Genomic DNA, 21,588 nt, shown 5'->3' with positions numbered 1-21,588 from the left:
GTTCAGACTCCGGTGGTGGTGGCGGTGGCGTGGTGGTGGCGGGCGAGGGCTTCGGTGACGTCGCGCAGGGTCTTCATGTCGGCGAGGTCGTGCTCGGTGAAGTGGGCGAGGTCGACACCGGTCTCCTCGCAGACCTCGGTGAGGAAGAGGACCTTGTTGAGGGAGGTCAGTCCGTAGGCGGAGACCATGTCGGCGCCGGGGTCTATGGCTTCGGGTTCGACCTCGGGGACCAGGACGAGGGAGAGCTGGTCGCGGGCCGCGGCCTCGATCGCCGCGCGGGTGTCGGTGGTGTCAGGCATGGATTCCGGCCTCCTGGGTGTGCAGCGGTGAGTGGTAGGCGGCCCGGATGTCGGGGCGCTTCGGCTTGTACTGGGAGGTCAGCAGGCCGCCTTCGATGCTGAACGGCGGGTCGGCGACGACGACGCGGCTGATCCGCTCGTCGGGGGTGGTGGCGGCGTTGACGGCGGCGAGGCGGGCGGCGATGGCGTGGTGGTCCGCGGGCAGGGCGGCCGGGGAGACGACGGCGACGAGGTCGGTCTGGGTGGGGCTGAACAGGACGCATTCGGCGATGGCCGGGTCGGCGCGCATGAGTTCCTCGATGGGGCGGACGATGACCTTCTTGCCGTTGTCGAGGACGATGACGTCGTCGGCGCGGCCGTGCACGAAGAGGAAGCCGTCCTCGTCGAGGTGGCCGAGGTCTCCGGTGCGGACGGTCCCGTCGGGTGAGAAGACCTTCTCGGAGTCGCCGGGTCGGGCGTACTCGTAGTGGTTGTTGACGGGGTGGGTGCTGCGGACGCTGATGACGCCGTCGTCGCCGATCAGCACCTCCTTGCCGCGCACGGCCCGTCCGACGCTGCCCTCGCGGTGGGCGGCGGGGTGGTTCTTGGTGACGATGCAGGTCTCGTTGAGTCCGTAGCCCTCGTAGAGCGGCAGGCCGGCGGTGTCGTCGAAGAAGCGCAGCACGGCGGGCGAGGCGGGGGCGGAGCCGGTCCACAGGTAGCGGATGCGGTCCCCGAAGAGGGTCCGGGCGACCTCCGCGGGGGTGCGGTCGGGTGTGCGGCGCAGGCGGGCCTCGATCTGGCGGCGGGCGCTCTCGTAGAAGGCCGGTACGCCCATCACGACGGTGGGGCGGACGCGGCGCAGGGTGGCGAAGGCGGCCTCGTAGGTGGTGATGGTGACGTCGTGGCCGTGGAGGAGGGCGGAGTACACCCAGTAGCGCTGCTGGAGGAGGGAGAGGGGCAGGAAGACGAAGAGGTGGTCGTCCGGGGTGTGTTCGAAGATCTCCTGGACGGCCCGGAGTGAGCTGTCGATGCTGCCGGCGGTGGCGCCGAGGCCCTTGGGGATGCCGGTGCTGCCGGAGGTGAACTTGATGGTGGTGACGTCCTCGGCGGCCCAGGTGACGGGCGGCAGCGGGGTGTCGGGGCCGTCGCCGGGAGCGGTCAGCTCCCACAGGCCGGTCATGGGGATCGTGCCGGGGACTCCGCCGGTGTCCTGGTCGGTGCAGAGGAGGTGGAGGCCGTAGCCGTCGACGAGTTCGGTGGACGGGGTGAACTTGCCGGGTTCCAGGCCGGCGGTCTGCGCGCCGAGGCGCAGGGCGGCGAGGTCGAGCAGGACCCATTCGAGGCTGTTGGCGGCGAGGACGCCGATGCGGTCGCCCCTGCCGATGCCGTAGTGCTCGCGCAGGTGGTGGGCGAGGCGGCCGGAGCGGGCGTGGAGCTCGCGCAGGGGGACGGTGCGGGTGCCTTCCAGGCGGGCTACGTGGAGGTGGCCGCCGGCGGGTTCCTCGGAGACGATGCGCCGGATCGTGTCGGGCGCCGGCTGCTCCGCGGGGAGGGTCGTGTGTCGGCTGCCGGGCGGCTGTGGCCGGTCGCGCGGTTCCCCGCGCCCCTGACGGGGCGGCTGTGGCTGGTCGCGCGGTTCTGCGCGCCCCTGGGGGGTCATCGGGCGGGCTCCGGCATGAGGGCGGTGGCCATGGCGCGGACGGTGTCCATCTCGGAGAACTGGTCGAGGGTGATGGTGACCCCGAAGCGCTTGCGGGCGGCGGTGAGGATGCGGGCGGCCGCGATGGAGTCCCCGCCCAGGGAGGCGAGGGTGTCGAGGGCTCCGATGTCGGGGCGGCGCAGGACGGTGGACCAGATGTCGCAGAGGATCTTCTCGGCCTGGGTGGCGGGGGCGTTGCCGCCGCTCTCCCGGACGGCGCCCTGCTCGTCGCCGAGCGCGGCCAGCCGCGTACGGTCCACCTTGCCGTTCCTGGTGAGCGGGAGCTCCTCGTGCCAGAGGACGGCCGCCGGGAGCATGTAGTCCGGCAGGTCGGCGCGCAGGGCCCGGCGCAGCTCGGTCAGGGGCGGGCGGTGGCCGCCGGAGGGGACGAGGTGGGCGATGAGGCGGTTGCCCTGGGCGGCGACGACGGCGCGGGAGACCTCGGCGAGGGCGGCGAGGCGGGTCTCGACCTCGCCGGCTTCGATCCGGTAGCCGTTGATCTTGATCTGGAAGTCGGTGCGGCCGAGGATCTGGATGCTCCCGTCGGGCAGGTAGCGGCCGAGGTCGCCGGTGCGGTACATGCGTTCGCCGCGCTCGGGGTCCTCGTAGAACCGTTCGGCGGTGCGCTGTTCGTCGCCCCAGTAGCCGCGGGCGAGGCCCGTGCCGGCGGCGGTGATCTCGCCGGTGACCCAGTCGGGGGCGTCGAGGCCGTCGCGGTCCAGGACGTAGGCGCGGTTGTTGGCGTTGGGGCGGCCGTAGGGGATGGATTCGCTGCCGTCCTCGTCCTCGCCGACGGGGTGGAGGACGTTCCAGACGGTGGTCTCGGTGGGACCGCCGAGGGAGACGACCTCAAGGCCGGGCATCATCTCGCGCAGCTGCGCGGGCAGGGCGGGCGGGAGCCGGTCGCCGCTCATCATGACGAGCCGCAGGCCGGGCGGTACGTCGCCGTCGGCGCGGGCCTGTCCGTGGAGCAGGCCGACGATGGCGGGGACGGAGTTCCAGACGCTGACCTGGTAGAGCCAGCACAGCTCCAGCCAGTGGGCGGGGTCGACGGCCCGGTCGTGGTCGGGCATGACCAGGGCGGCGCCGGCCGAGAGGGCGCCGAAGACGTCCCACACGGACAGGTCGAAGTTGAAGGCGCTGACGGCCATGAACCGGTCCTCGGGGGTGATTCCGAAGCGGTCCTGGCAGTCGGCTACGACGTTGGCGACGTTGCGGTGGGTGACCATGACGCCCTTGGGGGCGCCGGTGGTGCCGGAGGTGTAGAGGACGTACGCGAGGTCGTCGGGGCCGGATCCGGGGAGCCGGTCGGGGAGTTCGGCGCGGCCGGAGCAGGGCCGGGTGAGGTCGAAGGCGGCCATGGAGCCGGCGGAGGTCCAGCCGGTGTTGGTCAGGACGCAGCGCACCTGCCCGTCGGCGAGCATGTACTCCTGCCGGGCGGCGGGCAGACCGGCGTCGACGGGCAGGTAGGCGGCTCCGGAGAGGACGGTGGCGAGGATGCCGACGATCTGCTCGGGTCCGCGCCGCATGACGAGGCCGACGAGTTCGCCGCGGCCGACGCCCTGTTCGCGCAGCCAGGTGGCGGCGGTGGCGGCGCGGTGCAGGAGTTCGCCGTAGCTGACGGTGCGGTCGGCGGTGAGGATCGCGGGGGCGGCGGGGGTGCGGGCGGCCTGGGCGACGACGGCGTCGCCGAGCATCTCCTCGGGCCGCGGTACGGCGGTGTCGTTGGCGGCGGCGCGGCGTTCGCGCTGGGCGGGCGGCAGCAGGTCGAAGGCGTGGCGCTGCCAGGCGTCCTCGTCGGTGAGGGTGCGGAGCAGGCTCTCGTAGCCGTGGGCGAGGTCGTCGAGGAGGCCTTCGCAGAAGAGTTCGTCGATGCCGTCGAGCTGGACGACGAGCTCGCCGTGCTGCTCCATCGCGAAGGCGTTGAGCCACACCTGGGGCGTCTGGCTGACGGAGAAGACCTCCTTGCCGAAGAGTTCCAGCGCGGAGCCGTCGACCTCGCTGCTGACGTGTCCGATGGCGCTGTTGAAGGTGTACGGCATGCGGGCTCCGGCGAGGCCTCCGCGCCGCCGGGCGAGTTCCTTGAGGACCTCGATGCCGGAGAAGTGCCGGTGGTCGATGTCGGTGTGCAGGCGGGTCTGGAGGGCCTGGGCGCGGGCGGCGAAGGGCAGCGAGCGGTCGATCTCGGCCTCGACGAGGAGGGTGTCGGAGAACTGGCCGATCGCCTCGAAGACCCGGGGGTGGACGGGCGGCCGGTTGGCGACGGTGGTGGTGAGGGTGAAGCGCTCGCCGGCGCCCCAGGTGGCGAGGGTTTCCGCGTACGCGGCGAGGAGCAGCGCGGAGGGGGTCAGGCCCCTGCTCGCGGCGCGCTCCTTCAGGGCGGTCCAGGCGGCGCGGTCGAGGCGGACGGCGCGCTGGGTGAAGCGGGTGCCGGTCAGGGCCGCGGGGCTGGTGCGCAGCGGCAGGTCAGGGTGGGGGGCGAGGTCGTCGGCGCGTGCCGTCCAGTACTCGCGGGAGCGGCGGGCGGGGGCTCGGTCCCGGGCGGCTTCGAGGGCGGCGAGGTAGTCCTCGTAGGGGAGTTCCTCGTGGACCTCGGCGGCGGGGTTCCGGTAGGCGTGCCACCAGGCGCGGAAGAACAGGAACATGCTGATGCCGTCCATGACGAGCCCGTCGTGGCCGACGTGGAGGACCATCTTGTCGTCGTCGAGGATGGTGGCGTCGACGGTGAGCAGCGGGGCCTGGTCGGCGGGCAGCACCTGGTGGGAGCGCATCTCGCGCAGTTCGGTGCGGATCAGTTCCTGCTGGCGGGGGCTGTGGGCGCGCAGGTCGAGGACGCCGATGCGCGGGGTGGCGGCGTCGCCGTGTTCGGTGGCCTGGCGTTCGTCGGAGAGGAAGCGGGAGCGCAGGGCGCTGTGGGCGGCGACGACGGTGTCGAGGGAGCTCTGGAGCCGGTCGAGGTCCCAGTCGCCCTCGATCTCGTGGAAGACGTGGCTGGACACGTCGCCGATCTCGAAGACGCCGCTGCGGCCGACGTAGTAGCTGCGCTGGAGGGGGGTGAGGGGGAAGCCGGGGCCGTGTTCGGCCTCGCGGGCGAGGTGGGCGACGAGGGCGGGCTTGGCGGCCTTGACGCGGGAGATGAACTCGGCGTCCATCCGTTCGCGGTTGCCCTGGAGGCGCAGGTCGCCGTCGGCGAGGGCGACGGACAGTCCGCGTTCGGCTATCTCGCGCAGGATCTGGCGGGTGTTCATCGGGCGTCCCCCGAGGTCAGTGCGGCGACGGCGGAGGGCTCGGCGCGCTCGGCGATGACGGCGGCGAGTTCGGCGAGGGTGCCGCCGTGCAGGAGTTCGTCCATGGAGAGGTCGACGTCGAGGGCGTCGAGGATCTGGTACTGGACGGTGACGGCCTGGAGGGAGCCGGCCGCGAGCTGGGTGAGGGTGCGGTGGGCGATCTGCTCGTCCTCGCCGAGGCGCAGGGCGGTGCGGGCGATCCGGGTGAGCCAGGGGGTGAGGACGGGGTCGGCGTCGGGTGCGCCGCCGGTGTCGGGGGCGGGCCGGAAGAAGACGGCGTCGGCGAGGGCGATCGCGGTGCCGGGTGCGAGGAGTTCGACGGTACGCGGCCACGTGCGCGGGGCGTCCTGGCCGAGGGCGGCGGCCAGGCGGGCGGCGAAGCGGGGCATGACGGGGGCGGCGGCGTGCGCGAGGAGGCGGGCGGCGGCGAGTTCGAGGGCGGTGGCGGTGCGGTTCTCGGCCTCCCAGCCGGGGGTGTCGGTGAGGAGGCTCTCGGCGCGGGCGAAGCGGACGGTGTCGCGGACGAGGCCGTCGAGTTCGGCGGCGGCCTGGTTGAGGGAGAAGGCGTCCTTGCCGAGGGCGGCGGTGACGGCGGTGAGCCGGGTGCCGAGCCGGGCGAGGAAGGCGGTGTGCTCGGGGGTCCAGTTCCCGGCGTCGGGGGCGCGGCCGCCGTGGTGCTTGGCGGTGCGGGCGCCGAGGTCGGTCAGCCACTGCTGCCAGGTGCCGATGAGGGTGTCGTCGAGGGCGGCCTCGTAGTCGGCGCGCCGGAAGTCGGTGCGCAGGCCCTCGGGGCGGGTGGCGGCGAGGAACCAGCGGACGGCGTCGACGGTGTCGGGGGTGAGGACCTCCTTGCCCCAGATGGCGTGACGGCGGCTGGTGGAGAACTTCTCGCCCTCCAGCAGGTAGAACTCGTTGACGTGGTAGTCGATGTCGGGGGTCCAGCCGGGGAAGGCGAGCCGGTAGAGGACGGGGTAGAGGACCGAGTGGTAGAAGCTGTTGTCGTAGCCGAAGAAGTGGACGATCTTCCAGTCGGGGGTGGGTGCGGCGGCCCGCCAGGGGCGGCCGAGCCGGCTGCCGAGTGACTGGATGCCGTGCAGGAACCCGTAGCTCATCTCGGGCCAGACCCAGATGACCTGCCCGTCGGTGTCGCTCTCGCGCGGCTCGACGCCCCAGGCGGAGGGGTGGGTGATCGGGATGTCGAGGCTCGGGCGGGCGAAGAGCCGGTCGGCGAGTTCGCGCAGCCGGGCGGGCACGCGGCCCTGCCCGTGGTGGTCGCGGACCTCGCCGGAGAAGGTGTGCAGGGGGAGGGTCCAGCGGGCGGAGGTGCCGCGCACCGGGGCCTCCGGGGCGGCGGAGCGGGGCTCGGCGAGGTCGGTGACGGTGTTGGGCTCGCCGCACTCCTCGCAGATGTTGCCGGAGGTGTCGTTGCCGCAGCCGGGGCAGCCGCCCTTGACGTCGGCCTCGTAGAGGTAGCGGCCGGTCTGGGCGTCGAAGAGGGCGTCGTGTTCGGCGACGGACACCCCGCCGGAGGCGGTGACCTTGGTGAAGAAGTCCTTCAGGCCCTCGCGGTAGCCGGGGTCCTGGTCGGTGACGGTGTACTGGTCGACGGGTATGTCCATCAGCCGCAGGGTTTCGGCGATCTCGGCGCTGTAGTGGGCGGCGGTATCGGCGGGGGTGCGGCCGTCGGCGCGGGCGGCGCCGACCACGTAGCTCTGGTAGTCGTCGCTGCCGGTGAGGTGGTAGGCCTCGGCGCCGTTCATGCGCTGGAAGCGGGTGAAGGCGTCGGCGCCGAGGTAGGGGCCGCAGAGGTGGCCGAGGTGGAGGTCGCCGTTGGGGGTGGGCGGGGTGGAGAAGACGAAGACGGGGCGGCCCGCGAAGCCCTCGCGGGCGGGGGCGGCGGCGGAGGCCACGGCCCGTTCGGCGTCGCGCCAGTACTGGGTGAAGAAGACGAGGTCGGCGCCGTCGCCGGCCGTGTTGCGCAGGACGTGTGATTCGAAGGGTTCGAAGAGGGCGACGGTGCCGGGGGCGGCGGGGTGGGTCTCGCCGTCGACGACGAGCTCGCCGCTGCCGGAGACGATGACGAACAGCTCGGTCTCGTCGTGGTGGTGGCCGTCGGTGGCGCCGCCGGGGGCTACGCGGCCCCAGCCGGCGCCGGTGCCCAGGCCCTCCACGTCGCTCATGCCGATGCCGAACGCCTGCTCCAGGGCGGCGGCGTCATAACTCGCGATGATCATGTCGTGGCCTTTCGCGGTGACGGGAGGGAGGGGATCAGGTCGGCGGCCCGGGCGGCGAGGGCCGGGGCCAGCCGGTAGCCGGAGCCGCCGGCGGCGCCCGCGAAGAGGAGCCGGCCGTAGGGGTCGAGGCGGGTGGCCAGCGGCGTGCCGTCGGGCCCGTACGCGTCGCAGAAGACCCGGCCCGACCGGCAGTGGGCGGCCAGGCCGGGGGCGTAGCGGGTGAGCAGGGCGCGGGCTTCGCGCAGGTGGCCGGCGGTGAGGGCCGGGTCGACGGTGGCGGGGTCGGCGTCCCACTCCCGGCAGGTGTAGCTGAAGAGCCAGTGGCCGCGGTGGTGGAGGGGCAGCAGGAAGGCGTCCTCGGTGTGCAGGACGAGGGCCCGGTCGCCGGGGGCCGGGGGCACTTCCACGTGCAGGGCGACGATCTTCTTGACGCGGGCTCCGAGCGGGGCGACGAGCTCCCGCCAGGCGGGTTCGGCGAGCCAGGGCCCGGGGGCGATGACCACGTGCCCGGCGGTCAGGGTGGCGCCGCCGGTCAGGGTGAGGCGGGCGCCGCCGGGACCGGCGGCGACGGTCTCGACGGCGACGCCCTCGCGGAAGGAGACCGCTGGGCGCAGTTCGGCGGCGAGGAGCTGGGTGAGGGCGTGGACGTCCGCGTACTGGCAGCCGTCGCCCTCCCAGGCCCCGAAGTCCCGCGGCAGCGCGGGGACGGCGGGCGGGAGTTCGGTGGTCCAGCGGAGCTTGGCCTCGGGGAGGTAGACCTCGCGGAGCCGGGCCTCGGCGGCCTCGGGGGCGAGGACGGTCATGCCGAGGGGGTGGATGGGCAGGTCGGGGCGGGCGGTGTGGAGGTCGGCGTAGAAGCGCTCGCTCTCGGCGGCGAGGGCGCGGACGGTGTCGTTGGCTCCGCGCGGGAAGTGCAGTCCGGCGGAGCGGCGGGTGGCGCCGGAGCCGATCATGTCGCGGTCGAGGACGGTGATCGTGGCGGCGGGGTCGCGGGTGAGGACCTCGCGGGCGATGAGGACGCCGAGGATTCCGGCGCCGACGACGGCGACGTCGGTACGGGCCCCGGCGGGGCCGCCGCTGGCGGCGGCCGTGGCGCGGTAGACGGCGGGGTCGGCGGGGTCGGTGGTCACGGGGGTGGCGAGGAGGTCCGTGGCGAGGGTGCGGCAGGGGCGGGTGCTGTCCGTGTTCATCAGGCGGTCCACCGTTCTTCCTGGGGGGCCTTCGAGGACCATTCGATGAAGGAGGCGAGCTGCTCGTCGCCGCGTACGCCGCACAGCCGGTCGGCGATGCGCCGGCTGCGCCAGGCGTTGAGGCTGAGGTTGGGGTCGGCGAGGCCGCGCTGGCCGCGGACCCCGTTCTGTACGAAGATCCGGCGGTCGGCGGGCCCGTCCCAGCGGACGGCGTAGTCCTCGTCGACGCGCAGCTCCTCCCCCTCGTGCTCCAGGCGTCCGGCGAGGGGCGCGAGGAAGTCCATGGCGGCGGGCCGGTAGCCGGTGGCCCAGACGATGGCGTCGGCCTCGAACTTCTCCGCGGACTCGGGCTCGCCGGTGTGGCGGGCGCAGACCTCCCAGCCGCCGAAGGGGCCGGGGCGGACGTCGAAGACCTCGCGGCCGGGGTGCAGGGCGACGAGGTCCTCGTTGCCCTCGACGAACCGGTGGACGTAGATGGTCTGGTAGATCTCGCGCAGCGTGGATTCGGAGATCCCGTCGCTGGTCAGGACGTTGCGGGAGTTCAGCGACTGGCGGCGCTCGCGGGGCAGTCCGTAGAAGTAGTCGGCGTGGCTGGGCATGTAGTAGTCGTTGGTGAAGGGCGAGTCGTCGATGGGGAAGTAGTTCTGCCGCCGGGAGATCCACGAGACCCGGCGGGGCAGTTCCCAGCCGCCCCGGGAGATCAGGTCGAGGAAGGCCTCGGCTCCGGACTGGCCGCCGCCGATGACGACGACCCGTTTGCCGCCGACGTCGCGCGCGGCGTGGACGTAGTCGGCGACGTGGAACTGGGTGGGGCCGAGCAGGTGTTCGCCCTGTGGCGGTACCCAGGGGCGGCTGCCGACGCCGGCCACCACGTTGTCGGCGGTGACGGTGCGCCGGTCGGTGCGGACGGTGAAGACTCCGAGTCCGTCGTCGAAGTCGACCTCGCGGACGCCCTCGCCGAAGACGACGTTCTCGTTGCGGCGGCTGGCCCAGGCCAGGTAGTTGCGGAACTCCAGCCGGGGCACGTCGTCGAACTGGGCGTTGAGGAAGTGGTAGACGCGTCCCTTGGCGTGCAGGTACGACAGGAACGAGAAGGGGTTGGCGGGGTCGGCGAGGCTGACCAGGTCCTTGAACTGGGAGACCTGGAGGGTGCTGCCGGGGATCTGCTGGCCGTCGTGCCAGCCGAAGGACTCCTTGCGGTCGAGGAAGAGATTGGGTACGTCCGGCCTGCCGTGCAGCAGGGACGCCAGGCTGAGGTTGGCCGGCCCCACGCCGACTCCCACGCAGCGGAAGTGCGTGGTGCCCGGCCGGAAGCTCTCGTGCCCCATTGTCGGAACCTCTCGTTCGATTCGGTGGGTGAGGTGAGGAGGGAGTCAGGCGGGTATTCGTGCGGTGGTGGAGGCGGTTTCGGTGTGGGTCCCGGCGAGCCCGTGGGCGCCGAGGAAGGTCAGCCAGCGGCCGGCCTCCCGGGGGGTTTCGGCGGCGCGGACCAGGCCGGCGGGGAGGGCGCCGGCCAGGATCCGGGTGACGCCGTAGGCGAGGGGGAGGGAGACGCAGCGGGCCATCGCGGATTCGGCGCGGTCGCCGGTGAGGTCGAGCAGCCGGGAGCCGCGCCAGTGCCCGCCCGCCCTGGTGCGCAGTTCCAGGGAGGCGGAGAGCACGACGCGGTCGCGGTCGGCGGGGGTGGTGGGGTGGCGGGCGGCGAGTTCGGCGGCGAGGGCGCGGACGGCTCCGGCGTCCCCGGCGGCGACGGTGTCGAAGACCGGCTGCCAGGCGGCGCGCCAGCCGGAGTTGCGCAGGGTGCCGCGTACGAAGGTGTCGAGGTGCCAGTAGTACGGGATGCCGTACTGGGCGACGAAGGGGAGGCTGTCCCGGTTGGGGTAGACCTCGAACTCCTCGCCGGCCAGGGTCAGGGTCCGGGTGGCCTCCCACGGCCGGGCGGCGGTGGCCTCGCCGCCCTCGGCCACGTACCGGGCGGGGGTGCCGAGGGCGGCCAGGACCCCGTACGGGGCCCAGCTGAAGCGGTAGCGGAAGGGGCCCGGGTCCGCCGGGACGCCTCCGCAGTAGGAGGTGAACACGGCGGTCGCCGGGGAGGGTCCGACGGCCTCGCGGGCGCGGGCGACCAGGTCGTGGGCCATCAGGTGGTCGATGCCGGGGTCGAGTCCGGCTTCGGTGAGGACGACGGAACGGGCCCGTGCGGCGGCCTCCCGCGCCTGCTCGGCCAGCTCCGGGGTGGTGTAGCTGGTGCAGGCGAAGTGGGCGCCGCGGTCGGCCGCCAGGCGCAGCAGCGCGGGGTGTTCGGCGGCCGGGAGCATGGAGACGAGGACGTCGCCCGCGCCCGTCTCCGCCGCCAGGGCGGCGGGGGTGAGGGCGCGGACCTCGGCGCGGCCCGCCAGGCCGAGGGCGGCCAGGCGGGCGGCGGCGCGTTCGGCGGTGCGGTCCCACAGGACCACGCGGCGGGCGCGTTCGCAGACGAGGGAGAGGCCCGAGCGGCCGGTGGACAGGCCGGTGCCTATCCAGTGGACGGTGCCGGAGGCCGGCGCGGCGGGCTGCTGGTCAGTGGTCAAGGGGTGCCTCCTGGGCTTGCACGGCCGCCTCGAAGGTGTGCAGGGCGCGGGCCCAGACGCCGTCCCACTCGGCCAGCCGCAGCAGGTGCGGGGTGAGTTCGGCGGAGAAGGCGGTGGCGGCCTCCACGGGGAGGAGGGAGGGGAGGTTGTCGATGGCGATGAGGTCGAGGGGGCGTTCGCCCTCGCGGAGGGTGCGGACGGGCTCGGTCCAGGTGGTGGTCTCGTCGTAGACCGGCAGGACGTTGCAGTCGGAGGTGACGTCGCAGGTGACGTCGCTGACCAGGGAGAGCCGGCGCTCGGGGTCGTCGAGGTCGGCCTTGGTCAGGAACGGCGTCACGGGGGTGGTGGTCAGGACGGTGTTGACCAGCAGGTCGTGGGTGAGGAGGGCGGGGCGGTCGATGTTCCGGGTCTCGGCGAGGTCCCAGCGGGTGGGCTCCAGTCCGGCCTGGACGAGGGCGTCGCAGGCGCCGCGGCCGCAGCGGCCGAGGGCGCCGATGACGAGGGCGGTGGTGCCGGTGGCGGGGGCCCCGGCGGCGAGGAGGGCGTCCAGGGCGGGGCGGTCGGTGGGGTGCAGCGGGGTGGTGAGGGCGCCGCGGTGGTGCAGGACGGCGAGGGCGGCGCCGACGTAGCCGGCCCAGTAGCCGAACGCGGCGACGCGGCGGCCGGCTTCGTCGGTGAGGTACTCCATGTCGAGCAGGGCGCCGCCGCCCGCGGTGAAGCGGGCGAGCAGCTCGCGGGCGCCGGCCTGGCCCTTGTAGGCGTGGCCGAAGTAGATGTGGCGGTGGCGCAGGGCGGGGGCGTCGGGGCCGGCGGGGAGTTCCTTGAGGCCGAGGACGTAGGCGTCGTCGGGGGCCTGCTCGTGCCAGGAGGCGGTGGGGGCGGTGGCGCAGCCGGCGGCGGTGTAGGCGGTGAGGGGGAAGGCGCGGCGGTCCGACTCCTCGACGGTGACGCGGATGCCGGCCCCGACGAGGCGGGCGGCGTCCTCGGGGGTGAGGGGGGCCCGGCGTTCGGTGGGGCGGGCCTCGTGACGCATCCAGAGATGAAGGCTGTCCGACATGATGCGGTTTGTCCTGTCTGAAGGCATAGGGGTGACCGGCCCCCGGCCTGATCGCGGTTGCGGGGGCTGCGTCGGCTTCCGTCGGGGACGGCCCGCGCGCTAGAGGAGCGGGATCCGTGCGTTCGCCAGCGGGCGGTAGGCGGGGGTCGCGGTGGTGCCCAAGCCTGCCGCGCGCAGTTCGGTGACGACGGCGCCGGCGAGGGCCGTGGCGAGCTCCGCACCCGGGCAGCGGTGGGCCGCCGCGCCGAAGGTGAAGACGGCCGGATTCACCCGGCCGGGGGTCAGCGCGTGCGGGTCCGGGTTGACGGCGGGGTCGCGGTTGGCGGCGGCGAGGAGGACGAGGACCTGCTGTCCGGGCTCCACGGTGGAACCGGCGTACGCGAAGGGTCCGGCGGCGAAGCGGCGGGTGTTCTGGATCGGCGCGTCGTACCGGACCACCTCGCGCACCAGGGCGCCGGTATCGGTGCCGTCGGCGCCCCGGGCGAGGGCGACGAGGGTGTTGCCGATCAGCCCGGCGGTGGCGTCGTAGGTCTGGGAGAGGAAGCCGATGGCGTTGGACAGCAGCGGCCCCGTGCGCGCCCAGCCGTCCCGCCCGGCGGCCGCGACCAGCTCCCGCAGCAGCCCCTGCCCTTGCCGGGCGGAGTACGGGACCCGGGCGGACGCGCCGGAGGCGGCGATCGCCCCGGACCCGGGCGCCGGGCCGGGCGCGGGTGCCGGTTGCCCGGGGCCGGGAGCCGGGTCCGCCAGTGGCGCCGCCTGGGCCTCGGCCAGGGCCGGTCCCAGGAGGGCGCGGAGCCGGGTGGCGGCGGCCGAAGCCGCCGCGTACTGCTCCTCCGTGGCGGTGGCGGGGATGCACTGCACGAAGTCGCCGATCGCGCGGGCCGCCTCCCGGCCCGCCCCGTCGGTGAGGCCGCTGAGGGCGGCCACCACCCGCGCCGGGACCCCGAACATCAGCTCCTCGTACGGGACTTCGCCGCCCTGCGCCAGCACCTCGCGGGTGAGGCGGGCCGCCAGCGAAGCCGCGTACGCGGTGTCCGCGCGGGCCAGCGCACCGGCCACGACCCCCTTCAGCCGGGCCGCCGGGGCGCCGTCCGTCATCCGTACGAGCTCGCCGAACACCTCCCCGGCGGCCGTGCCGGCGATCCCGGCCGGTACCGGCTGCGCGACGGGCCGTACCCGCAGCGCGCCGCTGCCCAGCACCGCGCGCACCGCGGCCGCGTCGGCGGCGACCCAGGCCCCGAGCGCCGCGTCCCAGGCGAAGGGGCGCTCGGCCACGAGGCGCGCGTAGTAGGGGTACGGGTCGGCGAGCCGGACGGCCTCGACGGGACTGCTGACGGTGGTGGTGCTCACTGTGGAACTCCCTGTTGAACGGTGGTACGGGTAAGGCGGTCTCAGGCAACCGCGCGGGCGGCTCTGCGCATGTCCAGCGAGCCCGCGATGGCCATCCTCAGCACCTCGGAGGTGCCCTCGTAGATCCGCAGCGAGCGGATCTGCCGGTACAGGCGCTCGGTGACCGAGCCCTCCACGATGCCCGCCGCGCCCAGGAGTTGCACCGCGGTGTCGACGACGCCCTGGGCGGCCTCGGTCGCGTGGACCTTGGCGATGTTGGAGTGCCGGGCGAACCGGCGGCTGCCCCGGTCGGTCTCCCAGGCGGCGCGCGCCACCAGCAGCGCGGCCGCGTTCAGCTGGACCTCCATGTCGGCGAGGGAGGCCTTGACCAGCTGGAGGTCGAAGAGGGTGGCCCCGTACGCCTCCCGCGCCAGCACGTGCGCGAGCGCCGTGTCGAAGGCCCGCCGGGCGAAGCCGAGGGCCGCGGCCCCCACCGTGGTGCGGAACCGCTCCAGCAGGTCGACCGCGACCACGAACCCCTTCCCGGGCCGCCCGAGCACCGCGTCGGCCGGCAGCCGGCAGTCCTCGAAGGACAGGTGGGCGAAGGAGCGGGGGGCGATCGCGTCGATCCGCTCGGCCCGCAGCCCGGGGGTGCCGGCCGGCACCAGGAAGGCGGACAGGCCCAGCGGCCCCGGGCCCTGGCCGGTGCGGGCGATGACCACGAACACGTCGGCGATGGTCCCGTTGGCGATCCACGCCTTGCGGCCGTTCAGCACGTACGAGCCGTCCCCGTCCGCGTCGCGCACCGCCTCCAGCCCGACCGAGGCCACGTCCGACCCGGCTTCCTTCTCGGACACGGCGAAGGCCCCGATCAGGGTTCCGGCGGCCATCCCCGGCAGGTAGCGGCGGCGCTGCGCCTCGCTGCCGAAGCGCAGCAGCGGGGTCGCGGCCAGCGCCTGGATGGAGAAGGCGAAGTCGGCCAGGTCCTCGGTGTACGCGAGGGCCTCGCGGCGCAGGCACACCGCGCGGAAGTCGTCCACCGGGGCGCCGCGCGGGTCGAGTTCGCTCAGCCAGCCCGCCGCGCCGAGGACGCGTACGAGGCGCCGTCCGGCAGCGTCGGGGTCGAGGCCGCGGATCTCCTCCCACAGCACCCGGTTGCTGTCGCACCAGGCGCCCGCCTCGGCGGCGAGGCGGCGGTGGGAGTCCTCGTAGAAGGGCAGTGCGAGGACCTCGGGGTCGAAGCTCGTCGTCATTTCCATCGCCTCGCTCCTCAGATGACCAGGTCGGCGGGGGTGTCTGCGCGGACCTTCTTCACCAGGGCGTGCTCGATGAAGAAGGCGAAGGAGGCGTAGCCGCGCCAGATGCGGCGCCATTCGCGCTGGACGGCCTCCTCGCCGGACAGGTGCCGGACGTCGTCGAGGTAGGCGACGACGATGTCGGCGGACTGGCGGGCGTGGCCCGCCGAGAAGTTGTCGATGGACAGGTGGGCCTCTTCGTAGGAGACGTCGAGGCCGTGCCGGCGCAGTTTCTGGATCTCGTGGAGCCGCATCGCGCCGAGGCCGAACATCTCGATGCCCAGGTTGTAGCCGAGGATCTCGTTGTAGAGGCTGTCGGGGAACAGCGACAGGCAGAGCTGGTGGATCGAGAAGCCGTAGAGGTGGTCGGGCAGGTCGCCCTGGTGCAGGAAGGCCTCCTGCCGGATGTGCGGCAGGTCCATGTCCATGCTGGCGAGGACCTTGTGGATGATCGTGATGTGGTTCTTGTCCATGTCGCCGCGGCCCATCTCGTCCGCGTAGATGGAGAAGAGCATGTCGTCGCTGCGCCGTCCGCGCCGGCCGAGGTTGCCGACGCGGTGCGCCCAGGCGCCGTCGATGAGGCTGCCGAGGGCGTACGTGGACTGCTCGAAGACGACCTCGTCGCGGGAGGGGATCTCGGTGAGCGGCTCGTACGGGTCCACGAGCTTGTCCCAGTAGATCCGCTCGACCCGCTCCAGCAGGGCCTCGGGCGTGTACGTGAACCAGGACGCGTCGGTGAGCAGCCCGGCGGCGCCGTGCTCGAAGAGCAGCTCGGCCTCGGCGAGTCCGGCTTCGGCGCGGGCTCGGGCGGCCGGCAGGACTCCGGGGTGGCGCTCGAAGTTGACGAGGCGGTGGAAGAACCGGCGGTGGTCGCGGGTGTCGGCGGGGCCTCCGGGCCCGTCGGGGTCGCGTACGAGGAGCCCGGCGGGTTCGGCGACGGCGAGGCGTTCGCTCCAGGCGCGGGCGGCGTCCTGCCCGGCGGTGGTGGGGACCAGGTCGGCGCCGGCGGGCTCGCCGTCGGCGACGGACCGCGCCCAGGCGGCGAGGACGGCCGCTTCGCGCTCGTCGAAGATGCCGAACATGGGGCCGCCGAACTTGATGGACTTCAGGAAGCGGCAGGGGCCTCCGTCGCGGGCGGGCCGGAGCTGCCGGGCGGTGCGGAACTCACGGACGAAGGCGGGGGCGTCGAGCTGCCCGTCGGCCAGCCAGTCGGTGAGCTTGCGGGTGCCCAGGCGTACCGCGCGGTGCTGGCGGCCGGCGTGCGGGGCGTGCCGTTCGACGATCCGCGCGACCCGGGCGTCGAGGGACAGCCCCTCGTGCCAGGCGGCGAGCTCGGCGAGGGCGGCGGTGTGCTCGCGCTCCAGGCGGACGAGGAGGCGTACGGCGGCCAGTGTGCGGCGGCGGTCGTCGGGCCCGGTCGGTGACTGCCGGGTGTGGGAGAGGTACGCGGCGAGCAGGGGGCGTACGTCGCCCTCGGCGAGCAGCGGCTCGCCGCCGAGCAGGAGTTCGTCGAGGCCGAGGGCGTGGGCGGCGTAGTGGACGCCGACGACCTCGGGGAGGTGCGACGCGGGCAGCCGGGACAGGGCGAGGCGGAAGGCGCCGTGCAGGGCGGTCAGGGGCAGGGCGGCGGCGTCGTCGAGGAAGGCGGCGGCCTCCACCCCGGGGAGGAAGACGCCCTGCGCGACCAGGGCCCGGCGGCGGCGCGCGGGCAGCCCGGCCTCGGCGGTGCCCTCGCCCTGGAGCCGCCAGTGCTGGCCGAAGAGGCGGCCGACGATCTCGGCGGGCTGGGTGGCGGCCTGGGAGAGGGTGTCGAGCCAGCAGCCGCCGGTCAGTGCGAGGGGGGCGCGCTGGCGCAGGACGGCGTCGCGCACCTCCGGGTCGGGGTGGGTGCGCAGCGGGGCGAGGACGGCTGCGAGTCCGTCGCGGGCGGCGAGCACCTCGGCGGCGACGGAGTCGGCGTCCTCTTCCTCGTCGGGGGTGCCGTCGGCGTCGGGGGGCAGGAAGGCGGTGAGCACCCGGCGGGCGGCGAGCAGGACGGCCTCGCTCTCCTGGTCGCAGATCAGCCGGCGGAACAGGTCGGCGGGCGGTGCGGCGGTGATCCGGGCGGCCTCGTCCGCGCCGGCCGCCGAGGCCTCGACGGGGCCGGCCGGGAGCGAGGTGGTCAGGTCGGGGAGGGCGAAGGCGGGGGCGTAGGAGCTCCGCGCCATGTCGAGGGAGGTCTCCTCGTCGGGGGTGATGGGCGCGGTCATGTCAGTGGTCCCCCAGGCGTGCGGCGTCCGGTGCGGTGGTGGGCGCGGTGTCCGGTGCGGTGTGGTGCGGGAGCTTGCGCAGCAGGACTCCGATCCGCACGCCCGGGACGCTGGACGCGAGCAGGTAGTGCCCGTGGGGCTTGAGGGCTCCGGCGGCGTCGCGGTCGACGAGGTTGATCAGCGGGTCGGCGGCGAAGCAGTGGCCGACGCGCGGGATGTTGTCGAGGAAGAGCTGCTCGCGGGTGAAGCCGGCCTGGCGTTCCTTGAGGACGACCAGGGGCTTGTAGAGGTTGGCGTGGAGCACGCCGTGGATGTCGCCGATCTTCATGCCGGCCTCGTCGAGGATCCTCTCGTTGACCTCGCGGGCGAGGTCGGAGCTGATCTCGTTGGACCAGTCGAGTCCGGCGGGGTCCTGGGCCCCGGCCCCGGCGACGATCTCGTACGCGTCGGCTCCGAGGGGGTCGGCGCTGACCAGGCAGGAGGCGGCGCCGTCGGTGAAGAGGGCGAAGTTCTCCATGCGGACGGCCTCGTCGGTGACCCGGTCGGCGGTGATGACCATCACCCGGCGGTGCATGCCGGAGGCCACGTACGCCTGGCCGGTGCGGATGCCCGCGAGGAGGTTGGCGCAGCGGCCGAGGGTGAGGCCGGTGAAGGCGGCGGCGCCGAGGCCGGTGGCGGCCATGACGTTCTCGACGAACGCGCCGTGGGTGCGGGGGCCGCCGGGGAAGCGGGTGGAGCACAGGATGAGGCAGTCCACCTCCCCCGGGGAGACCCCCGCGCCGTCGAGGGTGGCGGCGGCGGTCTCGGCGGCGAGGGTCTCCAGGGACTTGGCCGTGCGGTGGACGGTGCCCCAGCCCCACAGGTCGGCGCGGGGAGGCATCCCGAAGCCGCGGGCGCGCTCCAGCAGGCCCTCGACGGTGGTGTGGTCGGCCGCGGTCTCGCCGAGTACGTAGCGGGGCGCGGACAGGTGGACGGCGGGGGCCTCGGCCGGTGCGGAGGCGGCGGGTGGCGCGTACGGAAGGCTCACGGTGCCGGTTCGCTCTCTGGGTCGGCGGACGGGGCGGGGGCGGCGGCCAGCAGGGCGTTGGCCTCGTCGTACGGGAGGGCGTCCGCGACGAAGCCGAAGGTGCCCGTCCCGGTGATCTCGCGGGCGGCGCGGGTGAGGGCGCCGAGGGCGGCTCGGGAGAGGGCGGAGCCCGTGCTGATGCGGCGTACGCCGAGGGCGCCGAGGTCGGCGACGGAGAGCTTCAGGGCGGCGGTCATCAGGACGTTGACGGGCCGTTCGACGGCGGCGCAGACGGCGCGGACCGCGTCGGCGTCCGGGAGCGCCGGGGCGTAGAGCACGTCGGCGCCGGCGGCCTCGTACGCCTTGAGGCGGCGGATGGTGTCGTCGAGGTCGGGGCGGCCCTGGAAGAAGTTCTCGGCGCGGGCGGTGACGGTGAAGGGGAAGTCCAGCCCCTTTGCCGCCTCGACGGCGGCGGCGACGCGCTCGACGGCCTCGTCGAGGGGCCGCACGGGGTCCTCGTCGCGGCCGGTGGAGTCCTCGACGGAGCCGCCGACCAGGCCTGCTCCGGCGGCGAGGCGGATGGTCTCGGCGACGTCCTCGGGGCGCTCGCCGAAGCCGCTCTCCAGGTCGGCGGTGACGGGCAGGCCGGTGGCGTCGACGATCGCGGTGGCGTTGGCGAGGATCTCGGCGCGGCTGACCTGGTTGGCCCCGTCGGGGCGGCCGAGGCTGTGCGCGAGGCCGGCTCCGGTGGTGGCGAGGGCGGCGAAGCCGAAGGAGGCCAGGATGCGTGCGGTGCCCGCGTCCCAGGGGTTGGGGACGACGAACGGTCGGGGCCCCTCGTGCAGGTCGCGGAAGGCGACGGCGCGCCGCAGCCGGGCGGCGTGGTCGGTGCTCGGGGTGGTGGTGGGGTGCATGGGATTCCTCGCAGGGCCTGGTACGGGGGCTAGATCAGCTCAACGTACTCAGCGTCGGGGCGGGTTGTTCCGGCCGCCGCCGCGCGGGCCAGCGGGCGCAGGACGGAGGTGACGGCGTCGGGGCGGTCCTCGAAGTAGAAGTGGCCGCCGTCCGTCCAGTGCCGGTCGGGCGGCGCGGCGCATTCGCGGGACCATGCGTCGAGCGCGGCGGCGCTGACGTGCGGGTCCTCGGTGCCGTTGAGCAGGGTGACGGGGGCGGTGAGGGGGGCGCCGGGCCGGTAGCGGTAGCCGGCGACCATCCGGAAGTCGGCCTTCAGGTGCGGCAGGAGGAGCTCCTGCACGGCCTCGTCCTCCAGCACCTCGGGGGGCAGCCCGCCGAAGAAGCCGACGGCCTCGGTGAAGGCGCGGCCCTCCAGCCGGGCCGCCTGGACCACGCGGGGGGTGGGCAGCAGCGAGGGGGCACTGCAGCCGGAGACGACGAGCCCGGCGAGGCCGCGTACGCCGTCGAGGCGGCGGGCCACCTCGAAGGCGAGGGCGGCGCCGAAGCTGTGGCCGAAGAGGAGGAAGGGCCGGTCGTCGGTGGTGGCGGCGAGGGCGATGGCGGCGGCGGAGCCGTCGGCGAGCCCGGCGAGGGAGGCGGGGGCCGGTTCGCGGAAACGGTGGCCGCGGCCGGGCGGGCAGACGGCGAGGACCTGCGCGTCGTCCTGCATCGCGGGCTGCCAGCCGAGGAAGGTCCGGGGGTTGCCGCCGGCGTGCGGGAAGCAGAAGACGCGGGCGGCGGGGCCGGGAACGGCGACGCTCTCGGAGGTCAGGAACCAGGGGGAGGCAACCACGAGGATCAGCCATTCCTTTGCCGGTCGGTCAGTGGCGGGAGGTGAGGCAGTGCAGTACGGGGCTCTGGGGGCGGATCAGTTCCAGCCAACGTCGTCGCTGGAGGAGGGCGTCGGCGCGGGGGTGGTGACCGGCTGCGGGTTGTTCCAGCCGACGTCATCGGCGCCACCGGCCACGACGTGCGGGTTCGCGTTGTTCCAACCGACGTCGCCGAGGCGCAGGTGGTCGGCGGAGTCGGCGGAGAAGCCCCCCTGGGTGGCGATGCCGGCGACCGTCGTACCCAGGCCGAGGGCGATGCCCGCGGTCACGAGTACGACGCGGCCGCGGATTCCCGAAACGCGGCCGGCCGGACGAGTCACCGTGTGGTTCTTCCCCATTTTTCCCAGTCCCCTCGAGTCGTTTCGCCTTTGGCCATTCCAGGAACGCCAAACCGAGGCGGTTTCCGGCGGTGCTGATCTCCGGTGCGCCTTCTCGGTGTTCGTTCCTGCGGTGAGACCAAATCTCCCCTGCCGACTCGAGACCAGGTAGACCTACGATGGCTCCGGTTTCCGCATTGCGGGAACCCACGGGGTCTCAACCGCCGCAAATACCTGCATACCGGACAGACAGGGGTGGCAAGTGGACGTAGTCAAATACGTCAAAACCGCACAAAGCGGTGCACCTGAGGGGCTGTACCCGGCCGCGGCGGGGGAACCTCAGGCGTTCTTGCGGGAACTCGCAACGCACCTCGGCCTGCTGGCGCAGGAAGCCGCGCAGCAGGCGGCGGCGCACCCCGCCCCGGCCGCGGCGCCGGATGCCGACGGGGAGGAGGTGGTGGGGCCCGGGGTCCGGTACCTGCACGGCCTGGGCAGCATCTCGACGGCGATCAACGACGCCCTCGCGTCGGTCCGGCGGGACATCCTCACGGCGCAGCCCGACGGGGCGCGCCCGAGCGCGGTGCTGAAGGACGCCCTGGAATCCGTACGGCGGCAGATCGCGGCGGGGATCGCCATGCGGACGCTGTATCAGCACACGACGAGATTCGACGAGGCGACGAAGGAATACGTCCGCACCGTCACCGAATACGGTGCTCAAGTACGGACGCTGGAAGAATTCTTTGACCGTTTGATCATTGTGGACGATGTCGCCTTCATTTCGGCAAACGAGGACCGTACCACGGCGATCTCCATTACCGAACCGACCATCGTACGATTTCTCAGAGATACGTTCGACAAGGCCTGGGACCGGGCGAAACCCTTTCCCTTCGTCCCGCTGCACGCGGCCAAGGCGGCGGACGAGGTGGTTCCGGCGATCCGGGAGTCCATCAGCCGGCTGCTCGTGGAGGGCTACTCCGACAAGGCCATCGCGCGCCGCATAGGGATCAGCGAGCGCTCCCTCCAGGCCCACATCGCCGCCATCAAACAGGACCTCGGAGCCTTGAACCGGCTCCAGCTCGGGTACCTGCTGGGCCGCAACGAGGCGACCTACGTCCTTTGACCGCCCGTCAACCGCGGCTCTCCCGGTCGACCCGTTCGAGATAGCCGGTCCCGGGCGGTGGCCGGGCCTTGCCGCCGTGGCCGTGTTCAGGCGGTGAGGGCGGTGATGTTGCCGTAGGCGGTGGTGGCGTGGATGGTGAGGGCGGCGCCTTCGCCGGTGTTCTGGAGGGCGTT

Annotated in this window: 16 protein-coding genes; 1 reads left to right on the top strand and 15 read right to left on the bottom strand. The window is 73.8% G+C overall.

Going from position 1 to position 21,588, the window contains the following annotated elements; all coding sequences use genetic code 11:
* Positions 1-2: 2 nt before the first annotated feature.
* The 15 genes from ACZ597_RS33635 to ACZ597_RS33565 form a co-directional block, all read right to left on the bottom strand.
* Positions 3-299 (bottom strand): acyl carrier protein, encoded by a 297-nt coding sequence (locus tag ACZ597_RS33635; RefSeq protein ID WP_471338812.1) that lies wholly within the window; start codon positions 297-299, stop codon positions 3-5.
* Positions 292-1,941 carry an AMP-binding protein gene (locus tag ACZ597_RS33630; protein WP_471338810.1) on the bottom strand — a complete coding sequence of 550 codons (1,650 nt, stop codon included), beginning with the start codon at positions 1,939-1,941 and terminating at the stop codon, positions 292-294. The genes ACZ597_RS33635 and ACZ597_RS33630 overlap by 8 nt, the downstream gene beginning before the upstream one ends.
* Positions 1,938-5,228: a non-ribosomal peptide synthetase gene (locus ACZ597_RS33625; protein ID WP_471338808.1), complete on the bottom strand. Its 3,291-nt coding sequence runs from the start codon at positions 5,226-5,228 to the stop codon at positions 1,938-1,940. Before ACZ597_RS33625 ends, ACZ597_RS33630 begins: the two co-directional genes overlap by 4 nt.
* On the bottom strand, positions 5,225-7,501 hold the full coding sequence (locus ACZ597_RS33620) for a class I tRNA ligase family protein (protein WP_471338806.1): 2,277 nt from the start codon (positions 7,499-7,501) through the stop codon (positions 5,225-5,227). The genes ACZ597_RS33625 and ACZ597_RS33620 overlap by 4 nt, the downstream gene beginning before the upstream one ends.
* Positions 7,498-8,691, bottom strand: a complete 1,194-nt coding sequence (locus ACZ597_RS33615) for an NAD(P)/FAD-dependent oxidoreductase (RefSeq protein ID WP_471338804.1) — start codon at positions 8,689-8,691, stop codon at positions 7,498-7,500. The genes ACZ597_RS33620 and ACZ597_RS33615 overlap by 4 nt, the downstream gene beginning before the upstream one ends.
* Positions 8,691-10,019, bottom strand: coding sequence for a lysine N(6)-hydroxylase/L-ornithine N(5)-oxygenase family protein (locus tag ACZ597_RS33610; protein ID WP_471338802.1), 1,329 nt, complete (start codon positions 10,017-10,019; stop codon positions 8,691-8,693). Before ACZ597_RS33610 ends, ACZ597_RS33615 begins: the two co-directional genes overlap by 1 nt.
* A 45-nt stretch (positions 10,020-10,064) precedes the next feature.
* Positions 10,065-11,258 carry a saccharopine dehydrogenase C-terminal domain-containing protein gene (locus ACZ597_RS33605; RefSeq protein ID WP_471338800.1) on the bottom strand — a complete coding sequence of 398 codons (1,194 nt, stop codon included), beginning with the start codon at positions 11,256-11,258 and terminating at the stop codon, positions 10,065-10,067.
* Positions 11,248-12,315, bottom strand: coding sequence for a saccharopine dehydrogenase (locus ACZ597_RS33600; protein WP_471338798.1), 1,068 nt, complete (start codon positions 12,313-12,315; stop codon positions 11,248-11,250). Before ACZ597_RS33600 ends, ACZ597_RS33605 begins: the two co-directional genes overlap by 11 nt.
* Before the next feature lie 99 nt (positions 12,316-12,414).
* The gene (locus tag ACZ597_RS33595; protein ID WP_471338796.1) at positions 12,415-13,665 is read right to left on the bottom strand and encodes a cytochrome P450; all 1,251 of its coding nucleotides are present in this window, start codon (positions 13,663-13,665) and stop codon (positions 12,415-12,417) included.
* 41 nt (positions 13,666-13,706) lie between these two features.
* Positions 13,707-14,897, bottom strand: a complete 1,191-nt coding sequence (locus ACZ597_RS33590) for an acyl-CoA dehydrogenase family protein (RefSeq protein ID WP_471338902.1) — start codon at positions 14,895-14,897, stop codon at positions 13,707-13,709.
* Between the two features lie 17 nt (positions 14,898-14,914).
* A complete protein-coding gene (locus ACZ597_RS33585; protein ID WP_471338794.1) occupies positions 14,915-17,188 on the bottom strand; it encodes an iron-containing redox enzyme family protein in 2,274 nt (757 codons plus the stop codon).
* 1 nt (position 17,189) lies between these two features.
* Positions 17,190-18,215 carry a beta-ketoacyl-[acyl-carrier-protein] synthase family protein gene (locus ACZ597_RS33580; protein WP_471338792.1) on the bottom strand — a complete coding sequence of 342 codons (1,026 nt, stop codon included), beginning with the start codon at positions 18,213-18,215 and terminating at the stop codon, positions 17,190-17,192.
* Positions 18,212-19,108 (bottom strand): isocitrate lyase/PEP mutase family protein, encoded by an 897-nt coding sequence (locus ACZ597_RS33575; protein ID WP_471338790.1) that lies wholly within the window; start codon positions 19,106-19,108, stop codon positions 18,212-18,214. Before ACZ597_RS33575 ends, ACZ597_RS33580 begins: the two co-directional genes overlap by 4 nt.
* 29 nt (positions 19,109-19,137) lie before the next feature.
* Positions 19,138-19,941, bottom strand: coding sequence for a thioesterase II family protein (locus tag ACZ597_RS33570; RefSeq protein ID WP_471338788.1), 804 nt, complete (start codon positions 19,939-19,941; stop codon positions 19,138-19,140).
* 75 nt (positions 19,942-20,016) lie between these two features.
* Positions 20,017-20,316 carry a hypothetical protein gene (locus tag ACZ597_RS33565; RefSeq protein ID WP_471338786.1) on the bottom strand — a complete coding sequence of 100 codons (300 nt, stop codon included), beginning with the start codon at positions 20,314-20,316 and terminating at the stop codon, positions 20,017-20,019.
* A 241-nt stretch (positions 20,317-20,557) separates the two neighbouring features.
* Between ACZ597_RS33565 and ACZ597_RS33560 the strand changes: the two genes are divergently transcribed.
* On the top strand, positions 20,558-21,415 hold the full coding sequence (locus ACZ597_RS33560; protein ID WP_471338784.1) for a helix-turn-helix transcriptional regulator: 858 nt from the start codon (positions 20,558-20,560) through the stop codon (positions 21,413-21,415).
* Positions 21,416-21,588: the final 173 nt, after the last annotated feature.

This window comes from Streptomyces sp. NPDC040718 (genome assembly GCF_055593565.1).
This window is presented reverse-complemented; position numbering and strand designations above follow the sequence as displayed.

Excerpts from the sequence above, each read along its gene's own strand:
- ACZ597_RS33635 (WP_471338812.1), bottom strand. The coding sequence starts at position 299 with ATGCCTGACACCACCGACACCCGCGCGGCGATCGAGGCCGCGGCCCGC.
- ACZ597_RS33630 (WP_471338810.1), bottom strand. The coding sequence starts at position 1,941 with ATGACCCCCCAGGGGCGCGCAGAACCGCGCGACCAGCCACAGCCGCCC.
- ACZ597_RS33625 (WP_471338808.1), bottom strand. The coding sequence starts at position 5,228 with ATGAACACCCGCCAGATCCTGCGCGAGATAGCCGAACGCGGACTGTCC.
- ACZ597_RS33620 (WP_471338806.1), bottom strand. The coding sequence starts at position 7,501 with ATGATCATCGCGAGTTATGACGCCGCCGCCCTGGAGCAGGCGTTCGGC.
- ACZ597_RS33615 (WP_471338804.1), bottom strand. The coding sequence starts at position 8,691 with ATGAACACGGACAGCACCCGCCCCTGCCGCACCCTCGCCACGGACCTC.
- ACZ597_RS33610 (WP_471338802.1), bottom strand. The coding sequence starts at position 10,019 with ATGGGGCACGAGAGCTTCCGGCCGGGCACCACGCACTTCCGCTGCGTG.
- ACZ597_RS33600 (WP_471338798.1), bottom strand. The coding sequence starts at position 12,315 with ATGTCGGACAGCCTTCATCTCTGGATGCGTCACGAGGCCCGCCCCACC.
- ACZ597_RS33590 (WP_471338902.1), bottom strand. The coding sequence starts at position 14,897 with ATGACGACGAGCTTCGACCCCGAGGTCCTCGCACTGCCCTTCTACGAG.
- ACZ597_RS33585 (WP_471338794.1), bottom strand. The coding sequence starts at position 17,188 with ATGACCGCGCCCATCACCCCCGACGAGGAGACCTCCCTCGACATGGCG.
- ACZ597_RS33575 (WP_471338790.1), bottom strand. The coding sequence starts at position 19,108 with ATGCACCCCACCACCACCCCGAGCACCGACCACGCCGCCCGGCTGCGG.
- ACZ597_RS33565 (WP_471338786.1), bottom strand. The coding sequence starts at position 20,316 with ATGGGGAAGAACCACACGGTGACTCGTCCGGCCGGCCGCGTTTCGGGA.